A 24,418-nucleotide genomic window follows, 5' to 3' on the forward strand; every position below is an offset into this window, starting at 1 on the left:
AGGGTCGTGGCGCCACCTGCGGCCTGAAATGGACGGGGCCGGCCCGCACGTCACCGGACCCGGCTGCGGCGACGACCCCGCTCACCCGGGTCGACGCGACTACTGCACAGCGAACTGGGTCAGCTTGTCCGGATTGCGCACGATGTGGATACAGGTGATCCGTCCGGCCACCGTCTCCGTCTGAAAGACGCTGTCGACCCGGCCCCCGGAGAGCGCCCCCAGCGCCGCCGACCGGCCGCGGGCTGTCCAGAGCGAAATGCCGGGTCCGCCTCTCGGAACGACCTGGTCCGCCGGAGGTCTTGAAGTGAAGGCTACTGAGGAGTATTTCTTGCTGACGCGGCATCTCGCCGCCGTGCCCGATCCTCAGCCGGGTCTTCAGCCAGGTCTCTCAGCCGGGTCTCTCAGCCGGGTCTCTCAGCCGGGCGTCCGAGGAACCCACCGCAGGGAGCAGCATGACCACCCAGGTCTCGTTCACCATTGACACCCCCGGCGGACGCCGGCCGCTGTCCGTCGCCTATCGGCGCACCGGAAGCGGTGCGCCGCTTCTGCTGCTGCACGGCATAGGCCACCACCGGCAGGCCTGGGACCCGGTGGTGCATATCCTCGCGGCGGAACGCGACGTGATCGCGGTGGATCTGCCCGGCTTCGGGGAATCCCCCGCGCTGCCCCGGGGCGTGCCCTACGGGCTGTCGTCGGTGGTCCCGGTGCTCGGCTCGATGTGCGAGGCCCTCGGTGTCGACCGGCCGCACGTCGCGGGAAACTCGCTGGGCGGGCTGCTGGCGCTGGAGTTGGGCCACCGCGGACTGGTCCGCTCGGTCACCGCCCTGTCACCGGCCGGTTTCTGGTCACCGGGCGAGCGCCGCTATGCCTTCTCCACCCTGACCGCGATGCGGCGGGGCGCTCAGGCGCTGCCGCTCCCGGTCCTCGAGCGGCTGTCGCGGTCGGCCGGCGGCCGGGCCGCCCTGACCGGCACCATCTACGCCCGCCCCGGACGCCGTTCACCCGAGGCGGTCGTCTCGGAGACGCTGGCGCTGCGTACCGCGACCGGGTTCGACGAAACCCTCGCGGCCGGCCGGAGCGTGCTGTTCACCAACGAGCTGGGCGAGGTCCCCGTCACGGTTGCCTGGGGAGCCAAGGACCGGCTGTTGCTGCGCCGCCAGGGCATCAGGGCCAAACGCACCATGCCCGGTGCCAGGCTGGTCCGGCTGCCCGGTTGCGATCATGTCCCGATGAACGACGATCCGGCCCTGGTGGCCCGGGTGATCCTCGACACCAGCCGCTGATCCCCGGCCGAGAACGCCGGAACCGAGCACCACCCCTGCCGCGACCAGCGCGCTGCCCGCTCCCTGGGCCACCCCGTAGGCCCCCGCCCCGACGAGAGGCGCGGTCAGCGCGGCGGCGACCGGGATCAGGCCGGAGCAGAGCGTGGCCCGTTCGGCGCCGATCCGCTGCATTCCTCGGTACCAGCAGACGAACCCGACCACGGTGACCACGGCGGCCTGCCAGACGAGTGCGATGGCCTCCGACGCGTCGGGCAGCCGGACGAACCCCTGGCCGTTCGCCACGAGGCCACCGAGCGCCGATTCCGCGGCGGCGACCGCGCAGACGGTCGCGGACAGCAGTTTCGGCCCGAGCAGGCGCAGCACCGGGACGGCGAGCAGTGCGAAGCCGACCTCCCCGACCAGTGCGCCCGCCGAGCAGAGGACGCCCAGGACGTCGGTACGTCCCCAGCCCTGCACGATGAACGCGCCGACCGCCACCAGGAGAGCGCCGAGAAGCACCGGCCGCATGGGCCGACGGCCCCTGGCCAGTGGTACGAGTACCGCCACGACCACCGGAGCACAGCCGACGAACACCCCGGGCACGGCAGGCTCCGCGGTACGTTCCGCCGCCAGGACCGCCAGGTTGAAGCCGACCATGCCGACGGCGGCCAGCAGCGCGAGCCGTCCCCACTGCCGACCGCTGACGGTGCCAGGCGGCGCGCCGCCACCGCGGCCGAGCAGCGGCAGCAACAGCAGTGCGGCGAGACCGTAACGCAGGGCCTGGCCGCCCAGATACGGGTAGTCGCCGAGAACGCTGTTGGCCGTGAAGGACCCGCCGACCAGGAGGCAGGCGAAGGCCGCGAGCAGCGCGCCTCGTACGGGGTTCGAGTGCATGAGGACGACGCTAGGCGGCCGGGCGGTCCGTAATAAGGTCCACTTGCATGACGCCATCGGGGACCAATTCGCCAGCCTGGGAGTTGCTGCTGCCGCTGGGCGCGGCGCCGTCCCGCAAGCGCGGCCGCCACCTGCAGGAGGCCCTGCGCGACGCGGTCAGAACGGGCCGGCTGGCCACCGGGACGCGGATGCCGTCGAGCCGCGCGCTGGCCGCCGATCTCGGGGTCTCGCGCGGGCTGGTCACCGAGGCGTACGAGCAGTTGACCGCCGAGGGCTACCTGCGCAGCGGCCGGGGGGCGGGCACCTGGGTGGGCGGCGCGGCACGGGCGGCCGCCGACGCGGCGCGTGACCTGACCGCGCGTGACCTGGCGCCGGGTTCCCCCGACGTACGCGTCGACTTCCGAGCGGGCACGCCCGATCTCTCCCTCTTTCCGCGGGCCGCCTGGGCGGCCGTGCACCGTTCGGTGCTCAGCCGACTCCCCCATCACGCTTTGGGATACCCCGACGCCCGTGGCCTTCCCGAGCTGCGGAGAGCCCTCGCGGAACTGCTCACCCGGCGGCGCGGTGCGGTTGCCGACCCGGGACGGATCGTGGTCTGTTCGGGCGTGGCCCAGGCGACCACCCTGCTCGGCCTCGTCCTGCGGGCACGCGGCCTGCGCACGGTGGGGGTCGAGGACCCCGGCAGCCCGGAGCACGGCACACTGTTCGCCGCCGCCGGCCTGCGCACGGTCCGTCTGCCGCTCGACTCGGAAGGGCCGGCGATCGCCCCGATCGTCGACAGCGGGGTGCGCATGGTGGTGACCACGCCCGCCCATCAGTTCCCCTCGGGCATCGCCTGCTCGGCCTCCCGCCGGTCCGAGCTCCTGGACTGGGCGCGCTCGGCAGACGGTCTGATCGTCGAGGACGACTACGACGGCGACTTCCGCTACGATCGCCGGCCGGTCGGCGCCCTGCAGGGCCTGGACCCCGACCACGTCGCGTACACCGGATCGGTGAGCAAGTCGCTCGCGCCCGGTCTGCGGCTCGGCTGGCTGCTCGCGCCCGAACGGCTCACCGACGAGATCATCGCCCGCAAACGCACCATGGACCTGGGCCATCCCGTGCTCGACCAGGCGCTGCTCGCCGAGTTCATCACCGGTGGCGGTTACGACCGCCAACTCCGCCGATGCCAGCGGGCGTACCGCGATCGGCGGGACGTCCTCGTATCGGCTCTCGCCGAGCGTTTTCCCGGCTCCCAGGTCAGCGGCATCGCCGCCGGGCTGCACGTCATCGTACGACTGCCCGGCCGCTACGGACCCGAGCACCGCTTCCTGGAGCGCGCCGCCGCGCGGGGGGTGGCGCTGCGTCCGCTGTCCGACTACGGAACCGAGCGCCCCGAGGAGGGCGTCATACGTCTCGTGCTCGGTTACGCGCATCTGTCTCCGGCGGAGATCGTTCTCGGCGTCGGGCTGCTGGCAGGAACCAATTGACCACCGCGTCGGTTCACTTGGGGTGAGGAGGTACTTTCCATGGCAGTCTCATCACCATGGGGCACGGAACGTCGCACCCCGCATCACCGGCGGCGAAAAGCGGTTCCCCATCAACCAAAAGCACACTTAACCCGTCAGTCACAGGCAGTTCGTGATCGCGCAACACCGTCGCGCCAGAGTGATCCCATGACTGATGTGACTTCCGCCAAGAGTGCTCGCCGCCCGCATCACTGGCGCCGGGACCTCATCGAGCTCGCTGCTCTGTTCAGCGCCGTCGCGCTCGCCGACGTCGTCGCCAATCTCGTCGTACACGCGCCGGACGGCCCCGTGCTGCTGATCACTGCCGCGGTGGCCCTTGCCTGCACCGCCGGGTTCCACATCTGGTGGTCTCAGCGGCACAGTCACGCCCCGCCCATCGAACCGTCCGCCGGCCCCCCTTCGGCCGGCGGACCTGCGGTGCCGGTTGCACAGGACGAAGAGGAAGAGATGCCGAGGCCCGATACGGCGCTGTGGCGGCTGCGCACCACCGTGCGCGACGAGCCGGGCAGTCTCGCCGCCCTGTGCACGACGCTGGCCCATAACCGGGTGGACATTCTGACGCTGCAGACCCATCCGCTGGCCGACGGCACGGTCGACGAGTTCCTGCTGCGCGCCCCCGGCACCTTCACGGCCCAGCAGCTCGGCCATGAGGTCGCCACAGCCGGCGGGCACGACACCTGGATCGAACGCGCCGACGCCCACGACCTGGTGGACACCCCGACCCGGGTGATCGGGCTCGCCACCCGTACCGCGCTCGATGCCGCCGAGCTGCCGCTCGCGCTGCGCCAGTTGCTCGGCCGCTGCACGATCCACTCGGTGCCCGCCGTCACTGCCGACGGAGCACCCGCCGATGCGGATACGCCCGGGGAGAGCGCGCTGGAAGAGACCGTCATGCGGCTGCGCGATCCCTCCGGTGGCGCCATCACCGTCGAGCGGCCCCACCTGCCGTTCACACCCACCGAGTTCGCCCGCGCCCGCGCGCTCGTCGAGCTCGACGCACGCCTCGGACCGCGGATGCCACGCAGCCAGGACGTGTTCACCCTCCCCGAGGGCAACGAGATCACCGTGCGCAGGGCCGGCCCCGACGATGCGAAAGCCGCCCGCGCCCTGCACGACAGGTGCTCCGAGCGGACTCTGCGGCTTCGTTACCACGGACCGGTGGGCGACGCCGACCGCTATCTGGCCCACCTGCTGAGCCCCCGATTCGGTCGCACCCTCGCCGTGCAGACCGCATCGGGACGCATCGTCGGCCTCGGCCATCTGCTCTGGGACGGTGACGAGACCGAGGCCGCGCTGCTCGTCGAGGACGACTGGCAGCGGCGCGGCATCGGCTCCGAACTGCTCGGCCGGCTGGTCGCGCTCGCCGTGGAGGCCGGGTGCGACAGTGTGTACGCGGTGACGCAGGCGTCGAACACCGGGATGGTCGCGGCGATGCGCGGCCTCGGTCTGCCGCTCGACTACCAGGTCGAGGAGGGCACTCTGGTGATCACCGCGCGGCTGGCGGGCACACCCACGCGCTCCCGTCTCCCGTACGAACCGCATGTGCGGCCGCATGCGCAGCCGTACGAGCCGTCGTACGACATTCGGCAGGAACTTCCGTAGGGCCGAAGAGAGCGGGCCGACCGCCGAGTGCCTGGTCCAGGTCCCGCCAGAGGTCATCGACGTCCTCGAGGCCCACCGACATCCGCAGCAACTGTTCGCTCACGCCCCCCGAGCGGCGGTCTCCTTCGGCCACGATGCGGTGGCTGATGGAGGCGGGGTGCTGAATGAGGCTGTCCACGCTGCCCAGACTCACCGCGGGGGTGATGAGCCGCACGCCCGCGACGACTCGGTGCGGATCGCCGCTCACCTCGAAGGCCACCATCGCACCGCCGAGCTTCGGGTAGTGGACACGTGCCACACGCCCGTCGGCCGCCAGCCGGCGGGCCAGTTCGGCGGCGGTCGACGCCGCGGCCCGCATCCGTACCGGCAGCGTCGAAAGTCCGCGCAGCAGCAGGTAGCCGGCCAGTGGATGCAGTACGCCGCCGGTCGCGAACCGGACCTGCCGCAAGGTGCCTGCGAACTCCTCGTCGCAGGCCACGACCCCGCCCATCACATCGCCGTGCCCGCCCAGGTATTTGGTCGCGCTGTGCAGAACGATGCTCGCCCCCTGGTCCAGCGGTCGCTGCAGCACCGGGGTGGCGAAGGTGTTGTCGACGAGGAGCGGCACCGAACCGCAGGAGTGCGCGAGCGCCCTGATGTCGATCTCTGCGAGGGTCGGATTGGCGGGCGTCTCGACCATCACCAGGCCGGTGTCGGCACGCAGCGCCTCGGCGACCCCCGCCGGATCCGTCCAGGTCACCTCCGTGCCCAGCAGACCGGCGGTGAGCAGATGGTCACTGCAGCCGTACAGCGGGCGGACCGCCACCACGTGGCGCAGGCCCTGGCCGGCTCTGGCCAGGAGCACCGCCGTGAGGGCGGCCATGCCACTGGCGAAGGCCACGGCGCCGGCGGCACCCTCGAGTGCGGCGAGCGCCGTTTCGAAACGGGAGACGGTCGGGTTGTCGAGCCTGGCATAGATCGGCGGCCCCTCGGGACGGGCGCCGGTGGCGGCGAACTCGTCGATTCTGGCGGCCTCGTCCCTGCTGTCGTACGAAGGGTAGGTGGTCGACAGATCGATGGGGACAGCGTGCAGTCCGAGTCCGGCGAGGTCCTCCCGGCCGGCGTGCACCGCCTCAGTGGCCGGCGCCCTCGACGGGTGCGGGGTGGTGATGGCACCTTCGGTCCTTGCGTGGGATTTCATACCGGAACTCTGAACACCCACCGGCATATCTGGTGCGCGCTCCGTGTTACGTTCGGCGAATGGCTGATTCTGTCGTACTGGACCCGGTGGACCTGCAGCTGCTCACCCTTCTGCAGAACGATGCCCGGACCACCTACCGGGAACTGGCGGCCGCTGTCGGTGTCGCCGCCTCGACCTGCCTCGACCGGGTCGCGAGACTGCGTCGTTCCGGTGTGATTCTCGGTCATCAGCTGCGGCTGGACCCGGCAAAGCTCGGCCGGGGTCTCGAGGCGCTGCTCTCCGTACAGGTGCGGCCGCACCGCAGGGAACTGGTGGGCCCGTTCGTGGAGCGCATCCGGGTGCTGCCCGAGTCCCGGGCCGTCTTCCATCTGGCGGGTCCCGACGACTACTTGGTGCATGTAGCGGTGGCGGACACCGCAGACCTGCAGCGGCTGGTGCTGGACGAGTTCACCGCCCGGCGGGAGGTCGCCCGGGTGGAGACTCGGCTGATCTTCCAGGCCTGGGACTGCGGTCCGCTTCTGCCGCCGCTGTAATGTAAGGAGTCCGGAGGCGGAGAGTGCTGGCGCGGACTTCCGTGACGTACGAGGATGTCCGTATGTCACCGACTTCCCACAGCCCACTTCCCCGTCAGGTAGCAGACAACTATGTCGATGCCCTGATCGCACTCGACCCCATCACCGGCACGTATCTCGGAGTGAAGGAGAGCTCCAGCCGTCTTCCGGACTTCTCGCCCGCGGGGCAGGCCGCCCTTGCCGATCTCGCGCGACGGACACTGACCGCACTCGACGAGGCGGAGCGCAGGCCGGGTGGGGACAGCGATGTCGAACGGCGCTGCGGCAGGCTGCTGCGGGAACGGCTGGGCGCCGAACTCGCCGTGCACGAAGCCGATGAGGCGCTGCGGGCTGTCAGCAACATTCATTCGCCCGCACATGCCGTGCGCGAGGTCTTCACCGTGACACCGACCGAGACGGAGGAGGACTGGGCTGCCGTGGTGCAGCGGCTCGGGGCCATCCCGGACGCACTCGAGGGGTACCGCGAGTCGCTGGCGCTCGGCCTGGAACGCGGGCTGCTCGGCCCCCCGCGTCCCACCGAGACGTTCATCGGCCAGCTCACCGAGTGGGCAGGTACCGGATCCGAGGGTCGTGGCTGGTTCGAGGAGTTCGCCGCCGCCGGACCCGATGCGTTGCGCAAGGAGCTGGACTCCGCGGGCCGCGAGGCGACCGACGCCCTCGCATCGCTGCGCGACTGGATGCGTGATGTGTACGCGCCCGCGGTCGAGGACGCGCCGAACACCGTGGGCCGCGAGCGTTATGCCCGCTGGTCGCGGTACTTCAACGGCACCGACCTCGACCTCGACGAGGCGTACGCGTACGGCTGGTCCGAATACCACCGACTGCTGACCGAGATGAAGGGCGAGGCCGAGAAGATTCTGCCCGGAGCGGGCCCGTGGGAGGCGCTCGCCCACCTCGATGAGCACGGCACACACATCGAGGGCGTCGACGAGGTCCAGAAGTGGCTTCAGGGCCTGATGACAGAGGCGATCGAGGCGCTGGACGGCACCCACTTCGAACTCGCCGACCGGGTACGGAAGGTGGAGTCCCGGATCGCCCCGCCCGGCGGCGCGGCCGCGCCGTACTACACCCCTCCGTCGGAGGACTTCTCCCGCCCCGGCCGTACCTGGCTGCCGACGATGGGCGAGACCCGCTTCCCGGTGTACGACCTGGTCTCCACCTGGTACCACGAGGGCGTGCCCGGCCACCATCTGCAGCTGGCCCAGTGGGTGCACGTCGCGGACCGGCTCTCCCGCTACCAGGCAAGCGTCGGCATGGTCAGCGCCAACGCCGAGGGCTGGGCGCTGTACGCGGAGCGGCTGATGGACGAGCTGGGTTTCCTGCCGGACGCGGAGCGCCGGCTCGGGTATCTGGACGCGCAGATGATGCGCGCCTGCCGGGTCATCGTGGACATCGGTATGCACTTGGAGCTGGAGATTCCGGCGGATTCACCGTTCCATCCCGGTGAGCGATGGACCCCGGAGCTGGCCCAGGAGTTCTTCGGCAAGCACAGCGGCCGGCCCGCCGACTTCGTGGAGAGCGAACTCATCCGCTATCTGTCGATGCCCGGCCAGGCGACCGGCTACAAGCTGGGCGAGCGTGCCTGGCTCCTCGGCCGGGAGAACGCCCGTAAGGCGCACGGTGATTCCTTCGACGCCAAGGCGTGGCACATGGCTGCGCTGTCCCAGGGATCGCTGGGCCTCGACGACCTGGTGGACGAGCTCTCGAAGCTGTAGTCCGCCGGTCCCCCGCGGTGGTGGCCGGGCCGACGTCTGCGACGTCGGTCCGGCAGCCGCTCAGTGCGGGACACCTGCCGTCCGGTGGCGCACCGAGGAACCGTGCCGCTCCTTGACGATCTCCAGCTGGGCCGGGATCCGGCGGCGCAGGTCGGCCACGTGGCTGACGATGCCCACGCTGCGGTCCCGTTCGCGCAGCGAGTCCAGCACGTCGAGGACCTCGTCGAGAGTCTGCTCGTCGAGACTGCCGAAACCCTCATCGATGAAGAGGGTGTCGAGCCGTACACCGCCCGCCTCTTCGGTGACCACATCGGCCAGGCCCAGGGCCAGCGCCAGGGAGGCGAAAAACGTCTCGCCGCCGGAGAGCGTCGCGGTGTCGCGCTCGTGTCCCGTCCAGGAATCGACGACGTGCAGTCCCAGCCCCGACCGGCCGCGGCCGCCCTCCCGGGCATCGGAGTGGACCAGGGTGTAGCGGCCCGACGACATCCGCTGCAGCCGGGCGGTGGCGGCCGACGCGACCTGCTCGAGCCGGGCGGCGAGTACATAGGACTCGAGGCGCATCCTGCGTTCGTTCTGGGCGGAGGTGCCCGCGGTGAGGGTGGCCAGCCGGGCCACTCTTTCGTACTCCTGCCGCAGCGGCCCGAGCCGCTGCAGCTCGTCGGCTGCCTGCTGCGCGAGTCTCGCCAGTGCCGTGCGGCGGAGCCGGGCGGCGTCGAGCGCCGAAGCGGCGTCCCGCACGGCGCGCTCGGCGGCGTCGAACCGCTGCTGGGCAGCTTCCGGGACAGCCGCCGGCCGGCTTGCCGCAGCGGCGGCGTCCTGCTCGGCGAGCCGCTCGGCGACGGCTGCCTCCTCGGCCTGCCGGACGTCCAGCAGACGCTGCAGCTCACGCTGTTCCGCGTCGCTCGTCAGTTGGTCCGCTGCCGCCCGGGGGGTGTCGAATCCGGCCCGGAACGCGGCGTCGGCGAGCCGGTCGTCGGCCTCCTTGAGCTGCCGGGCGGTGCTGTCGACGGCGCGGACCGCTTCGGCCGCGTTGCCGAGCAGTGCCAGTCGGCGCTCCAGCAGTGCCGCGTGTTCGGCGACGCTGCCGGCCGCGCCCCGTGACCGGGTCACTTCGGCTTCCAGTACGGTCTGCTCACGCTCCAGCGTTTCGTACCGCGAGGTCCGGGCCGCTGAACGCCGCTCGGCCTGCTGCTGTGCGGCGACCCGTTCGGCGTGCTCGTGTTCGGCTCGGCCCTGCGACTCGCGGGCGGCATGCATGTCCGAAGCCGCCTCGCGCGCCTGCGCCTCATCCCGCTGCAAGTCGCCGACCAGCCGCTCCAGTTCGCCGACCGGCGCGCCACCCGCTCCGGCGCGTGCCTCGGCGACCGATTCCCGGAGCGCGCCGAGAGCACGCTCCGTCTCGGCCCGGGCGCGATCCGCGCCGGTGTGCTCCTCGTACGCCGCGTCCTCCGCCGCCCGGTCCACCTGGTCGTCCCCTGCGCGAGCCGGCGCCGGGTGCTCGGTCGCACCGCAGACCGCACAGGCCTCGCCCTGCCGCAGACCGGCCGCCAACTCGGCCGCGATACCGCGCAGTCGGCGCTCGCGGAGGTCGAGCCAGGTCTCATGTGCGGTGTTCGCCGACTCGCGGGCGGAACGCAGTCGCGCTTCGGCCTCGGCCGCCTCGGACGCGCGACGGTCGAAAAGCCGCGCCGCTTCGAGCCTCCGGCGGGCCGGTTCGAGCTGACCGGCCAGTTGTTCCGCCCGGGTCGCTGCCTCCTGCGCGGCGTCGATACGGGCCTGGCCGCGACGACGCTCGTCCTCCCAGCCCGCGAGCCAGTCGACCGTGTCCCGGATGAGCTCCTCGTCGGCACGTGACTGCCGCTCCAGCGCAGTCCGCTCCAGCGTGATGTCGGCGCTGCGGTGCTCGGCCCGCTGCGCCGCCTCCAGGCCGCCGAGATCCTGGCGGAGCCTGCGCTCCAGCGCGGCGAGCTGTTCCGCCCCCGCGTCGGCCGCTTCGTCGGGGAGCTGTGCGCGGATGCTCTCCCAGGCACGGGCGGCGGCTCCGTGGGCCCGCTCGGCCCGCTCCCGCTGGGCGAGCGGCTCGGCGATCCGTTCCGCCTTGCGTGCCCGGTCCAGCCGTTCGCGCAGCCGCTCCCGCTCGCCTGCGCGGGCCGTGAGCTCGTCGGCCCGGCGCCGGGTCTCTTCGAACCGCTGCTGAAGCCTGGCGAGTTCCCGCTCGTCGGCCAGCGCGTGCCTGGCTGCCGCCTGTCTGCTCTCCGCCGCGGATACGGCCGCATCCGCTATGTCCAGCCGCTCACCGGCTCCGCTGCGGGCGACCGCGGCCCAGGCCAGTACGGATCCGGCGAGCTCGGGATCGCCCGGTTGGTGATCGGGCAGCGGCCAGTCGCCGGCGACGTCACCCGCTGCTTCCGCCATCCGGTGGGCGAGGGTCAGCAACCGGCGGTCCGCGGAGAGCACCTCCGCTTCCGCGGACCGGCGCAGCTCCGCCAGCCGCTCCTCGACGGCCGCGAAGCGCCGGGTGTCGAACAGCCTGCCCAGCAGCTTCCCCCGCGCCTCGGCATCGGCGCGCAGAAAGCGGGCGAAGTCACCCTGGGGCAGCAGCACCACCTGACAGAACTGCTCCCGGCTCATCCCGAGGAGCTGGGTGATCTCTTCGCCGATCTCCTGGTGCGAACGGCTCAGCGACTGCCAGCCGCCGGCCTGCGGGTCGTACTCGCGCAGCCGGCTCTGCGCCTTCTCCGTAACGAAGCCGGTCCCGCGCTTCTTGGGCCGTGGCTGGGCCGGCTGCCGGGTGATCTCCAGCCGGCGTCCGCCGACGGTGAGATCCAGACACACCTCGGTCAGGTCGGTCGCCGGGGCGTGGTCGCTGCGCAGCACGGCACCGGGTCCCTGTCTGGCTCCCGGCACCGCGCCGTAGAGGGCGTAGCAGACGGCGTCCAGGATGGAGGTCTTGCCGGCGCCGGTCGGGCCGTGGAGCAGGAACAGCCCGGCGGCCGAAAGCGAGTCGAAGTCGACCTCGTGGGTGCCTGCGAAGGGTCCGAAGGCGGTGACGCGCAGCGCGTGCAGCCTCATCGGGTCACCTCGCGCACGCCGTCCTGCACGCGGACATGATCGATGGCGCCGGACAGCACTCCGCGTTCTGCTTCGTCCGGCCCGGCTCCGCTGCGTACATGGGCGATGAAGTCTTCCGCGATCTGCTCGTCGGTCCGGCCGCTGAGCCGCTGTGCATAGGAGGCGAGCGGATCCTCGGGGCCTCGCTCGGGGTCGAAGACGAGGCTGAGTGTGTGCGGGAAGCGTCCGGCCAGCCTGGCCATCGGCTCGGCGGGCCGCACCGGGTCGGTGAGCGTCGCCTCGACCCAGGAATCGCGGTGCCGCTCCAGCGCCGCTTCGTCCAGCAGTGCGTCCAGTCGACCGCGGATCCGGGCGAGCGGCCGTGGCACGGGGCAGTCGATCCGTTCGGCGCCGACCTCCCCGCCGGGACCGAGGTCGATCAGCCACATGGTCTTTCGGTGGGTGGCTTCGGAGAAGGAGTAGGCCAGCGGGGAGCCCGAGTAACGCACCCGCTCCGAGACGATCTGGCTGCCGTGCAGATGGCCGAGTGCCACGTAGTCGACCCCGTCGAAGACGCCGGCCGGAACGGCGGCCACACCGCCGACGGTGATGTCCCGTTCGCTGTCGCTGGGCTCGCCACCGGCGACGAAGGCATGGGCGAGAACCACGGACCGGGTGCCCGCGGCGCGCTGGGCGAGATCCGCCCGCACCTTGTCCATCGCGGCGGCGAGCACGGCTTCGTGGCCCGCCTTCGCCGCCTTCAGCTCGTCGCGCACCAGGGCCGGTTCCAGGTACGGCAGTCCGTAGAGCGCGACTTCGCCGTGTGGGTCGGAGAGGACCACCGGGGTGGCACAGCCCGCGGGGTCGGTGCGCAGATGTATCCCGGCGCGCTGGATGAGACCTGCCGCGACGCCGAGCCTGCGCGCCGAATCGTGATTCCCGGAGATCATGACGGTCGGTACTCCGGCGTCGGCGAGGCGGTGCAGCGCCCGGTCGAACAGCTCGACGGCGGCGAGCGGGGGTACCGCCCGGTCGTAGACGTCCCCGGAGACCAGCACGGCGTCCACCTCGCGCTCACGGACCGTGGCCACCAGGTGGTCCAGGTACGCGGCCTGGGCATCGAGCAGCCCGACCCGGTGGAAGGAGCGTCCCAGGTGCCAGTCGGACGTGTGCAGCAATCTCATGAAACCGCTCGGACCTGCACGTTCGCCCCCACTGCTCCTCCAAAACCAGCACGAACCAGCACGGGGCTCGCGGTCAACTCCCGCCACGCTAACGCATGCCGCCCGATCCGGTATCGCGAGCCGGGCGGTGGGAAGGTGCTGCAGCGGGAACGGGCCTACGGGGGGCGTGTGCGGGCGGGGCGAGGTGGGCCCTGGCGGGTACCGCTCGCGTCACGCGCGTCGACCGGCCGCCCTCCGCCTGACGCGGGATTATGCGGGCAGGCGATGCGCAGGGGCCGGAGGAGCCGCTGCGGTCCGACTTACGGCTGAGGAGCACCCATGAACGGGCCCGACCAAATCATCCACGATCTGCAAGTGACCATCGACAGTGACCACCGCGACCTCGGGACCCTGATCGAGAAATCCCTGCGCAAAGCCGGGGAACGCGCCGAGGCCGATCTGAACAGCGATCTGCTCGAGGCGCTCGACTGGCCGCGATCCCTGCCGGATTACTACGACTATCTCAAGCGCTTCATCCGGTGGGTGCCACGCCAGTCCGACGCGGCCGCATGGAAGAAATCCGCTCCGGAGCAGCGATACGCCAGAGAGGTCAGTGACCGACTGGCCCACTTCTTCTGGCTGATCGACCAGCAGGTGGACGACGGCGGGACGGCCATCGCCGAAAACTCGGACTCGTTCCGCGACTGGCTCACCGCGTTCGCCCGCCAATGGGGCAGCTTCCTGGACACCACGGAATCCTTCAGCCAGGAGGTTCTGAACTCCTTCATCCGAGACGCTCCCGAATACAACGTCCACGAATCCCTGGTGGACGGCAAACCGAACATGCCCAGCGGCTGGTTGACCTTCAACCAGTTCTTCGCCCGCGAGCTCAACCCCGGCCTGCGGCCCGTCTGTGAGCCCACGAACAACATGGTCGTGACCTCACCCGCCGACTGTGCATTCCAGCATTGCTACGGCATTGACGCGTCATCGAACATCCCACGCACGACGATCAAGGAGACGCACCACTACGGCAACATCCGGCAGCTCATCGAGGGCAGCCGATATGCCGATGCCTTCGCCAACGGCACCTTCGTCCACTACATGCTGCCGCCTTCGGCCTACCACCGCTATCACGTGCCGGTCTCCGGGTTGGTCAAGGAGTCGTATGTGATCAGCGGGAAGGTCTTTATGCAGGTCGACCTCCAGGACCACGAGCTCGTATCCAAGGACAGCGCCCGCAGCGGCTACGAGTTCTCCCAGAACAGAGGGGTGCTCACGCTGGACACCTCGGCCTCGGGCCAGGGTGACCTGGGTATCGTCGCGGTCGTCGCGGTGGGCATGGCCCACGTCGCATCCGTGAACCTCACCACGGTCGAGGGCACGCACGTGGCCAAAGGCGAGGAATTCGGCTATTTCCAGTTCGGCGGCTCCGACATCATCGTTCTGTTCCAGGACGGCGTCGCCCCTGAGGTGAGCACCAGCGAGGACTTCCGGCGTGTCGGCTCGGTCATCGCGCGATGTCCGATCGCTTGACCGGCGCCCCGGCGCCAGCGGGGAGGCACCCCGCCTCACCCGGTGCCGTCGCGCGATGACCGTTCCGTCGGTCAAGGGCCTCTCTCAACGGCCCGCTGCCCCCCGCTCCGGGGCTTGCTCCCTCGCGCCGGGGCAGGCACGGAGCGGGCCGGGCCGGCTCCCAGCGCCAGGCCGCCCATCGGTCGGCCTGGGCGAACGGCCCGGTGCGTTCGCCCCTGTCCGCCCGTTCAGACGTCTCCGTACACCTCGGTGCCGAGCTCGAGCACCGCGGCGCCGGCCGTGGTGTCGGCGAGCCAGGTCCGGAAGGCCGCCACCTCCGTGTCGGGCAGTGCGACCTCGATCGTCACCGCGTCCCCGTACCGCACGTCGCGCACCGCGCGGCCCGTCGACCGCAGCTCGTTCTCCAGCTTTCCCGCTCGCTGGTGGTCGACGGTCACGGTGACAAGCCGGAAACGCTGCCTCACCTGTGTGCCCAGCTCGTCCAGCGCCTCGCCGACCGCTCCCCCGTACGCCCTGATCAATCCGCCGGCGCCCAGCTTCACCCCGCCGTAATAGCGGGTGACGACCGCGACGACGTAGCGCATCTCGCGCCGCAACAGCATCTGCAGCATCGGCGCGCCCGCCGTCCCGCCGGGCTCGCCGTCGTCGCTCGCCTTCTGCACGGACGCGTCGGCGCCGATGACGTACGCGAAGCAGTTGTGGCCTGCGGCGGGGTGCTCCCTGCGGATGCGCGCGACGCGTGCCTGGGCCTCCTGCTCGGTCGCCGCGGGCGCGAGCGTGCAGATGAAGCGTGATCGGTTGATCTCGGTCTCGTGGACGCCCTCGCGGGCAACCGTGCGGTACTGCTCCTGCATCGGGCCAGCCTATGCGGTGCCCCGGGAATGCTCTCCGGGAGCACTCGGTTGACCGGACATGTATGCAGACACGGAGACGATCCGGAGGATCCTGACCTCGACCGGCGACACCTGGGCGGTGGTCGGCCTGTCGAACAACACGGAGCGGGCGGCCTACGGCGTGGCCCGGGTGCTCCAGCGTTTCGGCAAGCGCGTCGTACCCGTGCATCCCAAGGCGGAGACGGTCCACGGCGAGCAGGGATACGCGTCGCTGCGGGACATCCCGTTCCCGGTCGATGTGGTGGATGTCTTCGTCAACAGCGACCTCGCGGGGCCGGTCGCCGACGAAGCGGTGGCCATCGGGGCCCGCGCCGTGTGGTTCCAGCTACGAGTGATCGACGAGGCGGCGTACGAGCGGACGCGTGCGGCGGGTCTCGACATGGTGATGGACCGGTGCCCCGCCATCGAGATTCCGTCGCTGCCCTGACCTCTGACCCGACCCCTACTTTCTTATGGGGGGTAACCCCCAGCAAAGTCGGGGGCAGGCCCGATCGTTCGGACGATGCCCCGTCCCTAGGTTGAGGAGTGGAATCAGGGCAACGGTTCAATCCCCCTTTCGGAGGCCTTCGGTGACTACGCGAGCGCAGCGGCAGCAGCGCCCGGCACACCCCCTCGTCGGGGCGTTCGTGCGCTTCGTCGTCTGCGGCGGCGGGGTCGGGCTCGCCTCCAGTGGTGTGCTGTTGCTGCTGCACGGGCGGATACCTCTGGTGGTCGCCAATGCGCTGATCACGGTGGTGTCCACGGTGGTCGCGACCGAACTGCACGGCCGAATCTCGTTCCGCGACGAACACACCGCACGGGGCACGGCACGCGGCTGGAGCGGCTGGGCGGTCCATCTGCAGTCGGGGCTGACGGTGGCGGTGAGCTACGGCTTCACCACGGTCGCGCTGCTCGGCCTGTACGCGGTGCGGTCCGGTCCTTCCGCCCTCACCGAGCAGGCCGTGTATCTCGCGGCGTCCGCGCTGGCGGGCATCGGCCGGTTCGTCGTGCTGCGGGCGGTGGTCTTCGCCGGCCGCGGCGCCACCACGGTGGAACCCGTGGGCGGCGCTGCGGCCGCCGGACCGATGGTGATGGCTGCCTGACCCGGGCGCCACGGCCGGGTCCACGCAGCTCAGTCGGTCAGCTCAGTCGGTCAGTTTCCGAGGCCTTCCACGACCACCGAACCGGGCAACGAGGCGATGGCCTTTCCGGGCACGATGAGCTTGCCCCTGCGGCGTCCGCTGCCCACCAGCACCCACTCGAGATCGACGACGGCCGGGTCCACCAACAGCGGCCAGTCGCCGGGCAGTCCGACCGGGGTGATCCCCCCGTACTCCATGCCGGTCCGGCCGATGGCGGTGTCCATCGGAGCGAAGGACGCCTTGCGGGCGCCGAGTTGCCTGCGAACAGCGCCGTTGACGTCGAGCCGGGTGGTGGAGAGCAGCAAGCAGGCAGCGAGGGACACCTCCCCGCCGCGCTTGCCCGCGACCACGACGCAGTTCGCCGAAACGCCGAGCAGCTCCTGGCCGTAACGCTCCACGAAGGCGGCGGTGTCAGCGACCTCCGGGTCGCTGTCCACGTACACCAGTTCCTCTGCCGGAACACCGCCCCGCCAGTTGCGTACGGCGTCGGCCACCGGCGCGGGGAGCAGTTCGAGGCAGTCGGGAGCAGGGCGTACATCGTCGAACGTACCGATGGGAGCGCGCATACGGCTCACGCTAACAGCCGGCGCGCGCCGTCCGGTGCGGTGTGGTGCGGGCTCCCGTGTCTCAGCCGACGGGCGGGATGGAGACGGCCATCGTCATCTCGACCGTCTCCGCGCCTTCGTTGCGGTAGGCGTGCGGCACATTGGACTCGAAGGTCGCCGAAGTGCCCGCGGGCATCGCGTGCGCCACTCCGTCGACGACCAGCGTCAGTTCTCCGGCGTCCACATGCAGCAGCTCCACGGTGCCCGGCGGGTGGGCGTCGGACGCGCTGCCGTCGCCGGGCATCAGGCGCCAGGACCACAGCTCGAGCGGCCCCCGGGCCTCGGTGCCGACGAGCAGCGTGGTGTGGCTGCCCCCTTCCGTCCACCACATGCGGACCGCCTGATCCTCGGGCACGATCCTGACCTGTGGCCCCTGCTCGTAGTCGAGCAGGGTGGTGATGCTGACACCCAGTGCGTCGGCGAGTTTCACCGTGGTGCCGACACTGGGGTTGGTGCGGGCCTGTTCGATCTGGATGATCATGCCCCGGCTGACCCCGGAGCGCGCGGCGAGGGCGTCGAGGGTGAAGCCACGTTCGCCCCGCCAGCGCTTCAGGTTGCGGGCGAGCGACTGCGTGAGCTGGTCGAGGTCCGACACATTCCGTCCATTATTGTAGATGGAAGAGTTCAATATCTTGTACTACGGTGTGGTGCACCCGTTGATTCACCGCACTGTACTGCGAGGCCTTGATGACAGCCCTGTTCGCCCTGGCCACCAGCCTGCTCTGGGGGCTGGCCGACTTCGGCGGCGGCCTGCTGACCCGGCGGGCGCCCGCGATGACCGTGGTGGTCGTCTCACAGTCGGTGGCTGTGCTGGTCCTGGGACCGATCGTGCTGGCCACCGGCGGGTGGAGCGAACGCGGACCGCAACTGTGGTTCGCGGTGGCCGCCGGCGTGGTGGGGCCGGTCGCGATGCTCAGCTTCTACAAGGCGCTGGCCCTGGGGCCGATGGGTGTCGTGTCACCGCTCGGTTCACTCGGCGTCGCCGTCCCCGTCGGCGTCGGCCTGGTGCTCGGCGAGCGGCCCGGCGTCCTGCAGTTCGCCGGGATCGCCGTGGCGGTGGCCGGTGTGGTGCTCGCCGGAGGTCCCGAACTGCGCGGAGCAGCGGTCCAGCGCAGGGCGGTCGCCCTCACTCTGGTCGCGGCCGTCGGATTCGGGGCGGTGATGTCCCTGATCGCCGAGGCGTCGTCCACGCTCACCGGTCTCTTTCTCGCCCTGTTCGTCCAGCGGGTGGCCAACGTGCTGGTGGGTGGCACCGCCCTCTTCGTTTCGGTCAGGCGTGGTACAGCGGCACTGCCCGAGGACGGCGGCCTGCGACTGATCGGGCGCGCGCTGCCGGCGCTGGCCTTCGTCGGCCTGGCCGACGTGGCGGCGAACGGCACCTATTCGCTCGCCGCCCACGCGGGTCCGGTCACCGTGGCCGCGGTGCTCGCCTCGCTCTATCCGGTGATCACCGCAGTGGCCGCGCGCGGGCTGCTCAAGGAGCGGCTTCGCGCCGTCCAGGCGGCCGGCGCCGGGCTCGCCCTGGTGGGCACCCTACTGCTGGCGACCGGCTGATCCGGCCGGCTTCGGTGACCGCTCGGGCGGCGCCTATGAGGTTTCCGGCTCCAGGTCGCCGAGCTCCGGGCCGCCGAGCTCCAGATCGCCGAGGGCCAGCAGTTGTTCCGGCGTGATCCCGGCCGGAATCGGTACGGGCGCAGGGGTACGCAGCGGTGGCTGCCAGCCCTGCTCCGGGTCCCAGCGCCGCACCACCCGGGCCGGCGCACCGGCCACCACGGCGTGGTCGGGCACCTCGCCCCGTACGACGGCCCCGGCGGCCACCACCACATTGCGGCCGAGCCGGGCACCCGGCAGGATGACCGCTCCGGTACCCAGCCAGCAACCCGACCCGATGCTGACCGGCTCCATGCGCGGCCACTGCTTGCCGATGGGCTCGTGCGGATCGTCGTAGCTGTGATTGGTCGTGGTGATGTAGACGTACGGGCCGCAGTACGTGTCCGATCCGACCGTGACCGTGGTGTCGGCGATGACATGGCTGCCGCGCCCCAGCACCACGCCGTTGCCCAGGGTGAGCACCGGCTCGGGACCGAGGTTCAGGTCGGGCATCATCCCCGCGGTCAGCGTGACCTGCTCGCCGATGACGCAGTGGTCACCGAGCTCGATCCAGGGCTCGCCGAACACCGTCCCCTGAGGGAAAGCTAGCCGGGTGCCCGTCCCGATGCGCCCGAAGCGCAGCCGCCCCGGACGCTCCGCCGTCACCGCACCCGCCCGCTGGACCCAACGCCAGCCGGTGTGCAGCACACGGGAGGTCAACGATGAGAACGTGTTTCTGCTCCTGAGCACCTGCCTACCGTACTCAGACTGCCCGGCCCCGATCGGACGCCCGGCTGTGATCTTCAACCCAGCTTCGCTTACGGTGCGTGGTGCGCGGCTGCAAGATCCGAGCGCGCGACGCCGCGGAAGTGCGGGAGCAAGGGAGACAGTGATGGCGGAGAAGGCATTGATCAGCGGTGTGGGCGGCAGAAGGCCGCGCATCGACCCCGCCGCCTTCGCGGCACCGACGTCCGTCGTCCTGGGCGATGTGACCCTCGCCGCCGGCTCCAGCGTCTGGTATCACACCGTGCTGCGCGCCGACTGCGGTCCGATCGTGATCGGCGCCGAGACCAACATCCAGGACAACTCCACCGTCCATGTGGACCCGGGTTTCCCCGTGACCATCGGCGAGCGGGTCTCGGTCGGCCACAATGCCGTCCTGCACGGCTGCACGGTCGAGGACGACGTCCTGGTGGGGATGGGCGCGACCGTGCTCAACGGCGCGCACATCGGCGCGGGATCGCTGGTCGCCGCCCAGGCGCTGGTCCCCCAGGGCATGCGGGTGCCGCCCGGGTCGCTGGTAGCGGGTGTCCCCGCGAAGGTCAGGCGCGAGCTCACCGATGAGGAACGTGAGGGCATCAAGCTGAACGCGGCGGTCTATCTGGACCTGGTGAAAGCGCATCGGGAGGCGGACGGAGGCTGACCGCCCCTCAGGTCCGACAGTGCACGGGGCGAAGCGTCAAACGGCTAGTCTGACGTGCATGTTCATACTGGAACTCACTTACCCCGGGCCCCCCGAGCGCGTCGACGAACTGCTCGACGAGCATGTCGCCTGGCTCAACGCGGGGTACGAGGCCGGCGTCTTCATGGCGTCCGGCCGCCAGAATCCGCGGGTCGGCGGCGTGATTCTGGCTGTCGGGGACGACCGCGCAGAGATCGAGAAGCTCACGGCCACCGATCCCCTCTTGATCGGTGGAGCCTGCACCTACCGGATCATCGAGTTCTTCGCGACGATGACCGCGCCCGCCCTTGCCCCGTATCGCCAGCAGCTTCCCTGACGCGCGGGGTCACGCTCGCCTGCCGCGTGGGGGCGCTGGGCGCGGGAACGCACATCAGTCGGCGGTCACGGATTCCGAAGCGGTTTCGGCCGCCGACTCGGCGCGGGCATGGGCCTTCTTGGCGCGGTTTCGCAGGACGAGCATCGAACCGACCCCGACGAGGGCCGCGAGCGCCAGACCGGCGTACGAGAAGTTCTTGAACCAGGACTCCGCGACGACGCCCACGTAGTAGACCGCGGCGGTCGTGCCGCCCGCCCACAGGATGCCGCCGAGCATATTGGCGATGAGAAACTTCCAGTACGGCATGTGCAGGACGCCGGCCAGCGGCCCGGCGAAAATCCGGAGCAGTGCGATGAAGCGGCCGAAGAACACCGCCCACATACCCCACTTCTCGAACGACCGCTCCGCCATCGCGATGTTCGGCTCGCTGAAGTGCCCCGGAAACTTCCGGCCGAGCCAGGCGATCAGTGGTCGCCCGCCCTTGCGGCCGATGGCATAGCCGATCGAGTCACCGATGATCGCTCCCGCCGAGGCGCAGGCACCCAGCACCACCGGGTCGATGTGACCCTCCTGGGAGGCCAGCAGAGCCGCGCTCACCAGCACGATCTCCCCCGGCAGCGGAATCCCGAGGCTCTCCACCCCGATGACCGCCCCCACCAGGAGGTAGATACTGATCGCCGGAACCGTCTCCAGCCATGCCTGGATATGCAACGCCGGCCCCTACCCTTCGAAGTGCCCGTGCCCGGCAGGGCGCCCCCGCGCCGCCTGCGGGAAGCCTACCTGCTAGCCCGGCCAGGAGTTCGGACAGCGGAAAGGCGCCCCAGCCAAGGGGGGCGCCTTCTGGTGCTGCGAGATCCGCATCGCGGGGTCGGTGCGGTCAGGAGTTGGGCCGCAGCGTCCAGACCACCGTCATCTCACCGGTCACCGCGTCGTCCGCACGCCGGATGGAGATGAGGACGGGGAATTCGGGACGCTCGCCCGCGTCGAGTTCGGCCACCACGTCAGCCGCCGGCCGGCCCAGTGTCGCGGTCGCGGTCACTCCTCCCATCGCGAGCTTCTTGTAGTCGATCTCGGCCCGGACCGCGAGCGGCACGGCCCGGTTGAGCTGGTCACCGAACGCAGCGATCACGATCGCACCGCTCGCCGATTCCGCGAGGGTGAACATGGCTCCGGCGTGCGGGCCGCCGATGTGGTTGTGGTAGGCGGCCTGGTCCGGCAACCGGACGACGGCGCGCTCCGCCGTCGTCTCCAGGAACTCCAGGCCGAGAGTCCCGACCATCGGAACGGTGGCAGCGAGCAACTCGCCTGCGGACATCTGATCTGCGCTCATGAGAGGATGTTACCCACGAGTAGGCTACCTTGGCCATCCCTCCACAGGGGCGGACGTAGCAACGCCCCGGTCTCCCCTCTATCGTTACTCGCCATGTGGCCAGGACAGCAGCCGCCCGGGGGCGAGCAGAACCCGCAGGACCAGAACCCGAATCCCTATCAGCAGCCTGGCTCTCAACAGCCGAGCTATCAGCAACCGGGATTCCAGCAGCCGGGATTCCCACCGCCCGGCTCTCCCCAACCGGGGTACCAGCAACCGGGGAGCGACCAGCCGAACCCGTACCAGCAGCCCAATCCGTACCAGCAGCCGACGGTGCCGCAGTACGCCGCGGCGACGCCGCCCGGCGCTCCGCGGCCGCCGGGTGACGGCAAGCGCAGGACCACGATCATCGCCATCGTCGCCGCGACGGCCGTGGTGGCCACCGCGGTGATCACCGGCGTGGTCGTGTTCAAGGGCGACGGCGACAACGGCAAGACGGTTCAGGCCGACAACAAGAAGAAGTCGTCGCCCGCAGCGTCCGACAAACCGACCACCGCGACGTCACCGAGCGCCAATCCGCGGGCCGGCGGCGCGGTCAAGCCGGTCATCGCCGGCTGGAAGGTCGTCGTCAACCCGAAGTGGGGCACCGCGTTCGACGTACCGCCCGACTGGGAGGTCGCCTCGTCGGGGCTCACCTCGGGCTTCGAGGACGACAAGGGCAAGCCGCTCATCGTCCAGTCGGCGCCCGCGTTCTACAAGTCGAAGTGGTGCACCGACGACGCCGACAAGGACGGGAACTCGGAGGACACCGGGCTCGGCGGAGCGGGCACGAAGGGGGCGGACGGGGCGAAGAACACCCAGGAAGTGGCCGAGAACCAGGTGCCCTGGTGGGTCTACGGCGCGTACACCCAGCCCAACAAGAAGCTGGTGAAGACCTCCAAGTCGAAGCCCTACACGACCAAGGCCGGGGTCAAGGGAAGCCTGGCACGGGCCTGGGCGACGGGAGTGCCCAAGAAGAGCAAGTGCAGCACCGACGGACAGGCCATCACCTTCGGCTTCAAGAACTCCGCCGGCGACTTCGTGGCCTTCTCGCTGTACAACAGCACGGGCGTCAAGGGCGCCCTCGAGCAGGGAACCATCGACAAGATCCTCAGCACGGTCCGGCTTGCCGGTGACCCGACGGGCTCGGACGCCGGCTGATCGGGAGCGGCCCGCCGTTCTCCTGGCCGCTTGACGGGGCGGGGGTGGTGAAACCCTTCGGGGCTCTCACCACCCCTGCCGCGCTACCGCCGCCCCCCTGCGTGTCAGCCGATGCCGAAGGCCCCTTCGGGCGGCTCGGGCGACGCGACCGCTGTCGAATCCCGTACGGCCTTCGCATCGCCGGTGAACCGGGCCAGCGGAGCGCCGTACACAACGCGGGCGGGGAAGACGTCCGACGCCGTGCGACGCGCCAGCCGAGCCGTATCGAGCTCGGTGTGCGACGCGAGCAGCACCGCGTTGCCGAACCGTCGGCCGCGCAGTACGGACGGTTCGGCGATCAGCGCGGTTTCCGCGAAGACCGCGGCGAACGTGGCCAGCTGGGAGCGCAGAAAGGTGAACGGCGCGCCGTCGGCGAGATTGGCCGCGTACACGCCGTCGTTGCGCAGCACCCGCGCGGCGGCCCGTGCGTACTCGACCGAGGTGAGATGCGCGGGGACCCGCGAACCGCCGAAGACATCGGCGATCAGCAGGTCCGCGGAGTCCGCCGGTGCGCCGGTGAGCCAGCTGCGGGCGTCCCCGGCGTGCACGCTGATGGCCTGCCCTTCCGGCAGCGGCAGATATTCGCTGACCAGCTCGATCAGCCCCCGGTCCGCCTCCACCACCTGCTGCCGGGACCCGGGCCGGACTGCCGCGGCGTAGCGGGGCAGGGTGAGTGCGCCGCCGCCGAGATGGACCAGGTCGAGCGGTCGGCTTTCTTCCGCGGCGCAGTCGACGACATGGCCCAGCCTGCGGGCGTACTCGAATTCCAGCTGGGCCGGGTCGTCCAGATCGACGTATGACTGGGGTGCTCCGTCGACCGTGAGCAGCCAGGCCCGGGCCCGGTCCACATCCGGCATCAGTTTGGCGGTGCCGCAGTCCACTTCCCGGATCACCGCTATCGGATCGTTCACCGCCCCATTGTGCCGCCCGCCCCGACTCCCGGCATCGCTCCCCCTACGCGTCGCGTGCCGGTGTTCCCTGGTGGAAGTACATCCGCCAGCCTGTGGACGTGCGACGCCACAGCGAGCTGCGGCGAACCCGGCGGCCCCGATTGTCCGCCAGGTAGGTCAGATGAACGACGCCGGGTGCCGGCACGGTTCCCGACATCTCGCTGACCTCGACCGGCGACTCGGGGTCCACCGATCCGGAGCCGGTCACGGTGAGGATCGATGTCGCGTCCCAGAGCCGGCCGGAGGCTCCGATCTCGGTGAACGCGGGGTCCAGCAATTCGGTGACGAGAGCCTCTGAGGCACGGACATCGGGGTCGAGAAGCCTCAACTCCCCGTCGATGGCCGCGCGCACGGCCCGGGCGTCTTCGTGATCCATGCCCCGCAGGCTACGGATGTCACGCACAGGCAGGAAGCGAGGTGCCGTAATACGGGCGGTCCGGCCACCCAGGT

General features: G+C 70.7%; 23 protein-coding genes and 1 pseudogene. 12 read left to right on the forward strand and 12 right to left on the reverse strand.

Features of this window, described 5'->3' with window-relative positions:
• The first annotated feature begins 452 nt into the window (after positions 1-452).
• Positions 453-1,283: an alpha/beta fold hydrolase gene (locus AB0436_RS12890; protein ID WP_366467851.1), complete on the forward strand. Its 831-nt coding sequence runs from the start codon at positions 453-455 to the stop codon at positions 1,281-1,283.
• Between the two features lie 36 nt (positions 1,284-1,319).
• Here AB0436_RS12890 and AB0436_RS12895 read toward each other — a convergent pair.
• Positions 1,320-2,213 (reverse strand): annotated as a pseudogene (locus AB0436_RS12895) (EamA family transporter); the annotation flags it as partial.
• On the opposite strand from AB0436_RS12895, the gene AB0436_RS12900 reads away from it, so the two are divergent.
• Both AB0436_RS12900 and AB0436_RS12905 read left to right on the forward strand, forming a co-directional pair.
• Entirely contained in the window at positions 2,204-3,625 is a 1,422-nt protein-coding gene (locus AB0436_RS12900; protein WP_366467852.1) for a PLP-dependent aminotransferase family protein, read from the forward strand. The pseudogene AB0436_RS12895 and the gene AB0436_RS12900 overlap by 10 nt on opposite strands.
• A 186-nt stretch (positions 3,626-3,811) precedes the next feature.
• Positions 3,812-5,266: a GNAT family N-acetyltransferase gene (locus AB0436_RS12905; protein ID WP_366467853.1), complete on the forward strand. Its 1,455-nt coding sequence runs from the start codon at positions 3,812-3,814 to the stop codon at positions 5,264-5,266.
• Here AB0436_RS12905 and AB0436_RS12910 read toward each other — a convergent pair.
• Complete coding sequence (locus AB0436_RS12910; RefSeq protein ID WP_366467854.1) at positions 5,151-6,446, reverse strand: PLP-dependent transferase; 1,296 nt, start codon at positions 6,444-6,446, stop codon at positions 5,151-5,153. The genes AB0436_RS12905 and AB0436_RS12910 overlap by 116 nt on opposite strands.
• Positions 6,447-6,505: 59 nt before the next feature.
• Here AB0436_RS12910 and AB0436_RS12915 point away from each other — a divergent pair, with 59 nt between their 5' ends.
• Together AB0436_RS12915 and AB0436_RS12920 are read left to right on the forward strand one after the other, a co-directional pair.
• On the forward strand, positions 6,506-6,979 hold the full coding sequence (locus AB0436_RS12915; RefSeq protein ID WP_366467855.1) for an Lrp/AsnC family transcriptional regulator: 474 nt from the start codon (positions 6,506-6,508) through the stop codon (positions 6,977-6,979).
• Positions 6,980-7,041: 62 nt separating this feature from the next.
• Positions 7,042-8,733 carry a DUF885 domain-containing protein gene (locus AB0436_RS12920; protein WP_366467856.1) on the forward strand — a complete coding sequence of 564 codons (1,692 nt, stop codon included), beginning with the start codon at positions 7,042-7,044 and terminating at the stop codon, positions 8,731-8,733.
• Positions 8,734-8,793: 60 nt separating this feature from the next.
• Here the strand turns inward: AB0436_RS12920 and AB0436_RS12925 are convergent, their stop codons facing one another.
• Both AB0436_RS12925 and AB0436_RS12930 read right to left on the reverse strand, forming a co-directional pair.
• Positions 8,794-11,805: an SMC family ATPase gene (locus tag AB0436_RS12925; protein WP_366467857.1), complete on the reverse strand. Its 3,012-nt coding sequence runs from the start codon at positions 11,803-11,805 to the stop codon at positions 8,794-8,796.
• The gene (locus tag AB0436_RS12930; protein WP_366467858.1) at positions 11,802-12,968 is read right to left on the reverse strand and encodes an exonuclease SbcCD subunit D; all 1,167 of its coding nucleotides are present in this window, start codon (positions 12,966-12,968) and stop codon (positions 11,802-11,804) included. The genes AB0436_RS12925 and AB0436_RS12930 overlap by 4 nt, the downstream gene beginning before the upstream one ends.
• Before the next feature lie 318 nt (positions 12,969-13,286).
• On the opposite strand from AB0436_RS12930, the gene AB0436_RS12935 reads away from it, so the two are divergent.
• A complete protein-coding gene (locus AB0436_RS12935) occupies positions 13,287-14,483 on the forward strand; it encodes a phosphatidylserine decarboxylase (RefSeq protein WP_366467859.1) in 1,197 nt (398 codons plus the stop codon).
• A 227-nt stretch (positions 14,484-14,710) separates the two neighbouring features.
• On the opposite strand, the gene AB0436_RS12940 is transcribed toward AB0436_RS12935, so the two are convergent.
• Positions 14,711-15,337 carry a YigZ family protein gene (locus AB0436_RS12940; RefSeq protein WP_366467860.1) on the reverse strand — a complete coding sequence of 209 codons (627 nt, stop codon included), beginning with the start codon at positions 15,335-15,337 and terminating at the stop codon, positions 14,711-14,713.
• A gap of 58 nt (positions 15,338-15,395) precedes the next feature.
• Here AB0436_RS12940 and AB0436_RS12945 point away from each other — a divergent pair, with 58 nt between their 5' ends.
• Both AB0436_RS12945 and AB0436_RS12950 read left to right on the forward strand, forming a co-directional pair.
• Positions 15,396-15,803, forward strand: a complete 408-nt coding sequence (locus AB0436_RS12945; RefSeq protein ID WP_366467861.1) for a CoA-binding protein — start codon at positions 15,396-15,398, stop codon at positions 15,801-15,803.
• Between the two features lie 142 nt (positions 15,804-15,945).
• On the forward strand, positions 15,946-16,458 hold the full coding sequence (locus AB0436_RS12950; protein WP_366467862.1) for a hypothetical protein: 513 nt from the start codon (positions 15,946-15,948) through the stop codon (positions 16,456-16,458).
• 50 nt (positions 16,459-16,508) lie between these two features.
• Here AB0436_RS12950 and AB0436_RS12955 read toward each other — a convergent pair whose 3' ends face one another.
• Positions 16,509-17,063, reverse strand: a complete 555-nt coding sequence (locus AB0436_RS12955; RefSeq protein ID WP_366467864.1) for a YbaK/EbsC family protein — start codon at positions 17,061-17,063, stop codon at positions 16,509-16,511.
• Between the two features lie 61 nt (positions 17,064-17,124).
• Entirely contained in the window at positions 17,125-17,697 is a 573-nt protein-coding gene (locus AB0436_RS12960) for an XRE family transcriptional regulator (RefSeq protein WP_366467865.1), read from the reverse strand.
• Positions 17,698-17,789: 92 nt separating this feature from the next.
• Here AB0436_RS12960 and AB0436_RS12965 point away from each other — a divergent pair, with 92 nt between their 5' ends.
• Entirely contained in the window at positions 17,790-18,656 is an 867-nt protein-coding gene (locus tag AB0436_RS12965; protein ID WP_366467964.1) for a DMT family transporter, read from the forward strand.
• 33 nt (positions 18,657-18,689) lie between these two features.
• Here AB0436_RS12965 and AB0436_RS12970 read toward each other — a convergent pair whose 3' ends face one another.
• Complete coding sequence (locus AB0436_RS12970) at positions 18,690-19,442, reverse strand: acyltransferase (protein ID WP_366467866.1); 753 nt, start codon at positions 19,440-19,442, stop codon at positions 18,690-18,692.
• A 142-nt stretch (positions 19,443-19,584) separates the two neighbouring features.
• On the opposite strand from AB0436_RS12970, the gene AB0436_RS12975 reads away from it, so the two are divergent.
• Positions 19,585-20,115 carry a gamma carbonic anhydrase family protein gene (locus AB0436_RS12975; RefSeq protein ID WP_366467867.1) on the forward strand — a complete coding sequence of 177 codons (531 nt, stop codon included), beginning with the start codon at positions 19,585-19,587 and terminating at the stop codon, positions 20,113-20,115.
• 58 nt (positions 20,116-20,173) lie between these two features.
• Positions 20,174-20,470: a YciI family protein gene (locus AB0436_RS12980; protein ID WP_366467868.1), complete on the forward strand. Its 297-nt coding sequence runs from the start codon at positions 20,174-20,176 to the stop codon at positions 20,468-20,470.
• Between the two features lie 54 nt (positions 20,471-20,524).
• On the opposite strand, the gene AB0436_RS12985 is transcribed toward AB0436_RS12980, so the two are convergent.
• Together AB0436_RS12985 and AB0436_RS12990 are read right to left on the reverse strand one after the other, a co-directional pair.
• Positions 20,525-21,181 carry a DedA family protein gene (locus AB0436_RS12985; RefSeq protein ID WP_366467869.1) on the reverse strand — a complete coding sequence of 219 codons (657 nt, stop codon included), beginning with the start codon at positions 21,179-21,181 and terminating at the stop codon, positions 20,525-20,527.
• 166 nt (positions 21,182-21,347) lie between these two features.
• Positions 21,348-21,785 (reverse strand): DUF4442 domain-containing protein, encoded by a 438-nt coding sequence (locus tag AB0436_RS12990; protein ID WP_366467965.1) that lies wholly within the window; start codon positions 21,783-21,785, stop codon positions 21,348-21,350.
• A 108-nt stretch (positions 21,786-21,893) separates the two neighbouring features.
• Between AB0436_RS12990 and AB0436_RS12995 the strand changes: the two genes are divergently transcribed.
• Entirely contained in the window at positions 21,894-22,979 is a 1,086-nt protein-coding gene (locus AB0436_RS12995; protein ID WP_366467870.1) for a hypothetical protein, read from the forward strand.
• 104 nt (positions 22,980-23,083) lie between these two features.
• Here AB0436_RS12995 and AB0436_RS13000 read toward each other — a convergent pair whose 3' ends face one another.
• Together AB0436_RS13000 and AB0436_RS13005 are read right to left on the reverse strand one after the other, a co-directional pair.
• Positions 23,084-23,929 (reverse strand): fused MFS/spermidine synthase, encoded by an 846-nt coding sequence (locus AB0436_RS13000; RefSeq protein WP_366467871.1) that lies wholly within the window; start codon positions 23,927-23,929, stop codon positions 23,084-23,086.
• 43 nt (positions 23,930-23,972) lie between these two features.
• Entirely contained in the window at positions 23,973-24,344 is a 372-nt protein-coding gene (locus tag AB0436_RS13005) for a DUF4440 domain-containing protein (protein WP_366467872.1), read from the reverse strand.
• Between the last annotated feature and the right edge of the window lie 74 nt (positions 24,345-24,418).

This window comes from Streptomyces sp. NPDC051322 (genome assembly GCF_040689485.1).
Taxonomy (GTDB): Bacteria; Actinomycetota; Actinomycetes; order Streptomycetales; family Streptomycetaceae; genus Streptomyces.

What these genes read in the sequence shown, in the direction of transcription:
- AB0436_RS12890 (WP_366467851.1), top strand. Translation starts at nt 453, where the DNA reads ATGACCACCCAGGTCTCGTTCACCATTGACACCCCCGGCGGACGCCGG.
- AB0436_RS12900 (WP_366467852.1), top strand. Translation starts at nt 2,204, where the DNA reads ATGACGCCATCGGGGACCAATTCGCCAGCCTGGGAGTTGCTGCTGCCG.
- AB0436_RS12905 (WP_366467853.1), top strand. Translation starts at nt 3,812, where the DNA reads ATGACTGATGTGACTTCCGCCAAGAGTGCTCGCCGCCCGCATCACTGG.
- AB0436_RS12910 (WP_366467854.1), bottom strand. Translation starts at nt 6,446, where the DNA reads ATGAAATCCCACGCAAGGACCGAAGGTGCCATCACCACCCCGCACCCG.
- AB0436_RS12915 (WP_366467855.1), top strand. Translation starts at nt 6,506, where the DNA reads ATGGCTGATTCTGTCGTACTGGACCCGGTGGACCTGCAGCTGCTCACC.
- AB0436_RS12920 (WP_366467856.1), top strand. Translation starts at nt 7,042, where the DNA reads ATGTCACCGACTTCCCACAGCCCACTTCCCCGTCAGGTAGCAGACAAC.
- AB0436_RS12925 (WP_366467857.1), bottom strand. Translation starts at nt 11,805, where the DNA reads ATGAGGCTGCACGCGCTGCGCGTCACCGCCTTCGGACCCTTCGCAGGC.
- AB0436_RS12930 (WP_366467858.1), bottom strand. Translation starts at nt 12,968, where the DNA reads ATGAGATTGCTGCACACGTCCGACTGGCACCTGGGACGCTCCTTCCAC.
- AB0436_RS12935 (WP_366467859.1), top strand. Translation starts at nt 13,287, where the DNA reads ATGAACGGGCCCGACCAAATCATCCACGATCTGCAAGTGACCATCGAC.
- AB0436_RS12940 (WP_366467860.1), bottom strand. Translation starts at nt 15,337, where the DNA reads ATGCAGGAGCAGTACCGCACGGTTGCCCGCGAGGGCGTCCACGAGACC.
- AB0436_RS12945 (WP_366467861.1), top strand. Translation starts at nt 15,396, where the DNA reads ATGTATGCAGACACGGAGACGATCCGGAGGATCCTGACCTCGACCGGC.
- AB0436_RS12955 (WP_366467864.1), bottom strand. Translation starts at nt 17,063, where the DNA reads ATGCGCGCTCCCATCGGTACGTTCGACGATGTACGCCCTGCTCCCGAC.
- AB0436_RS12965 (WP_366467964.1), top strand. Translation starts at nt 17,790, where the DNA reads ATGACAGCCCTGTTCGCCCTGGCCACCAGCCTGCTCTGGGGGCTGGCC.
- AB0436_RS12975 (WP_366467867.1), top strand. Translation starts at nt 19,585, where the DNA reads ATGGCGGAGAAGGCATTGATCAGCGGTGTGGGCGGCAGAAGGCCGCGC.
- AB0436_RS12980 (WP_366467868.1), top strand. Translation starts at nt 20,174, where the DNA reads ATGTTCATACTGGAACTCACTTACCCCGGGCCCCCCGAGCGCGTCGAC.
- AB0436_RS12990 (WP_366467965.1), bottom strand. Translation starts at nt 21,785, where the DNA reads ATGTCCGCAGGCGAGTTGCTCGCTGCCACCGTTCCGATGGTCGGGACT.
- AB0436_RS12995 (WP_366467870.1), top strand. Translation starts at nt 21,894, where the DNA reads ATGTGGCCAGGACAGCAGCCGCCCGGGGGCGAGCAGAACCCGCAGGAC.
- AB0436_RS13005 (WP_366467872.1), bottom strand. Translation starts at nt 24,344, where the DNA reads ATGGATCACGAAGACGCCCGGGCCGTGCGCGCGGCCATCGACGGGGAG.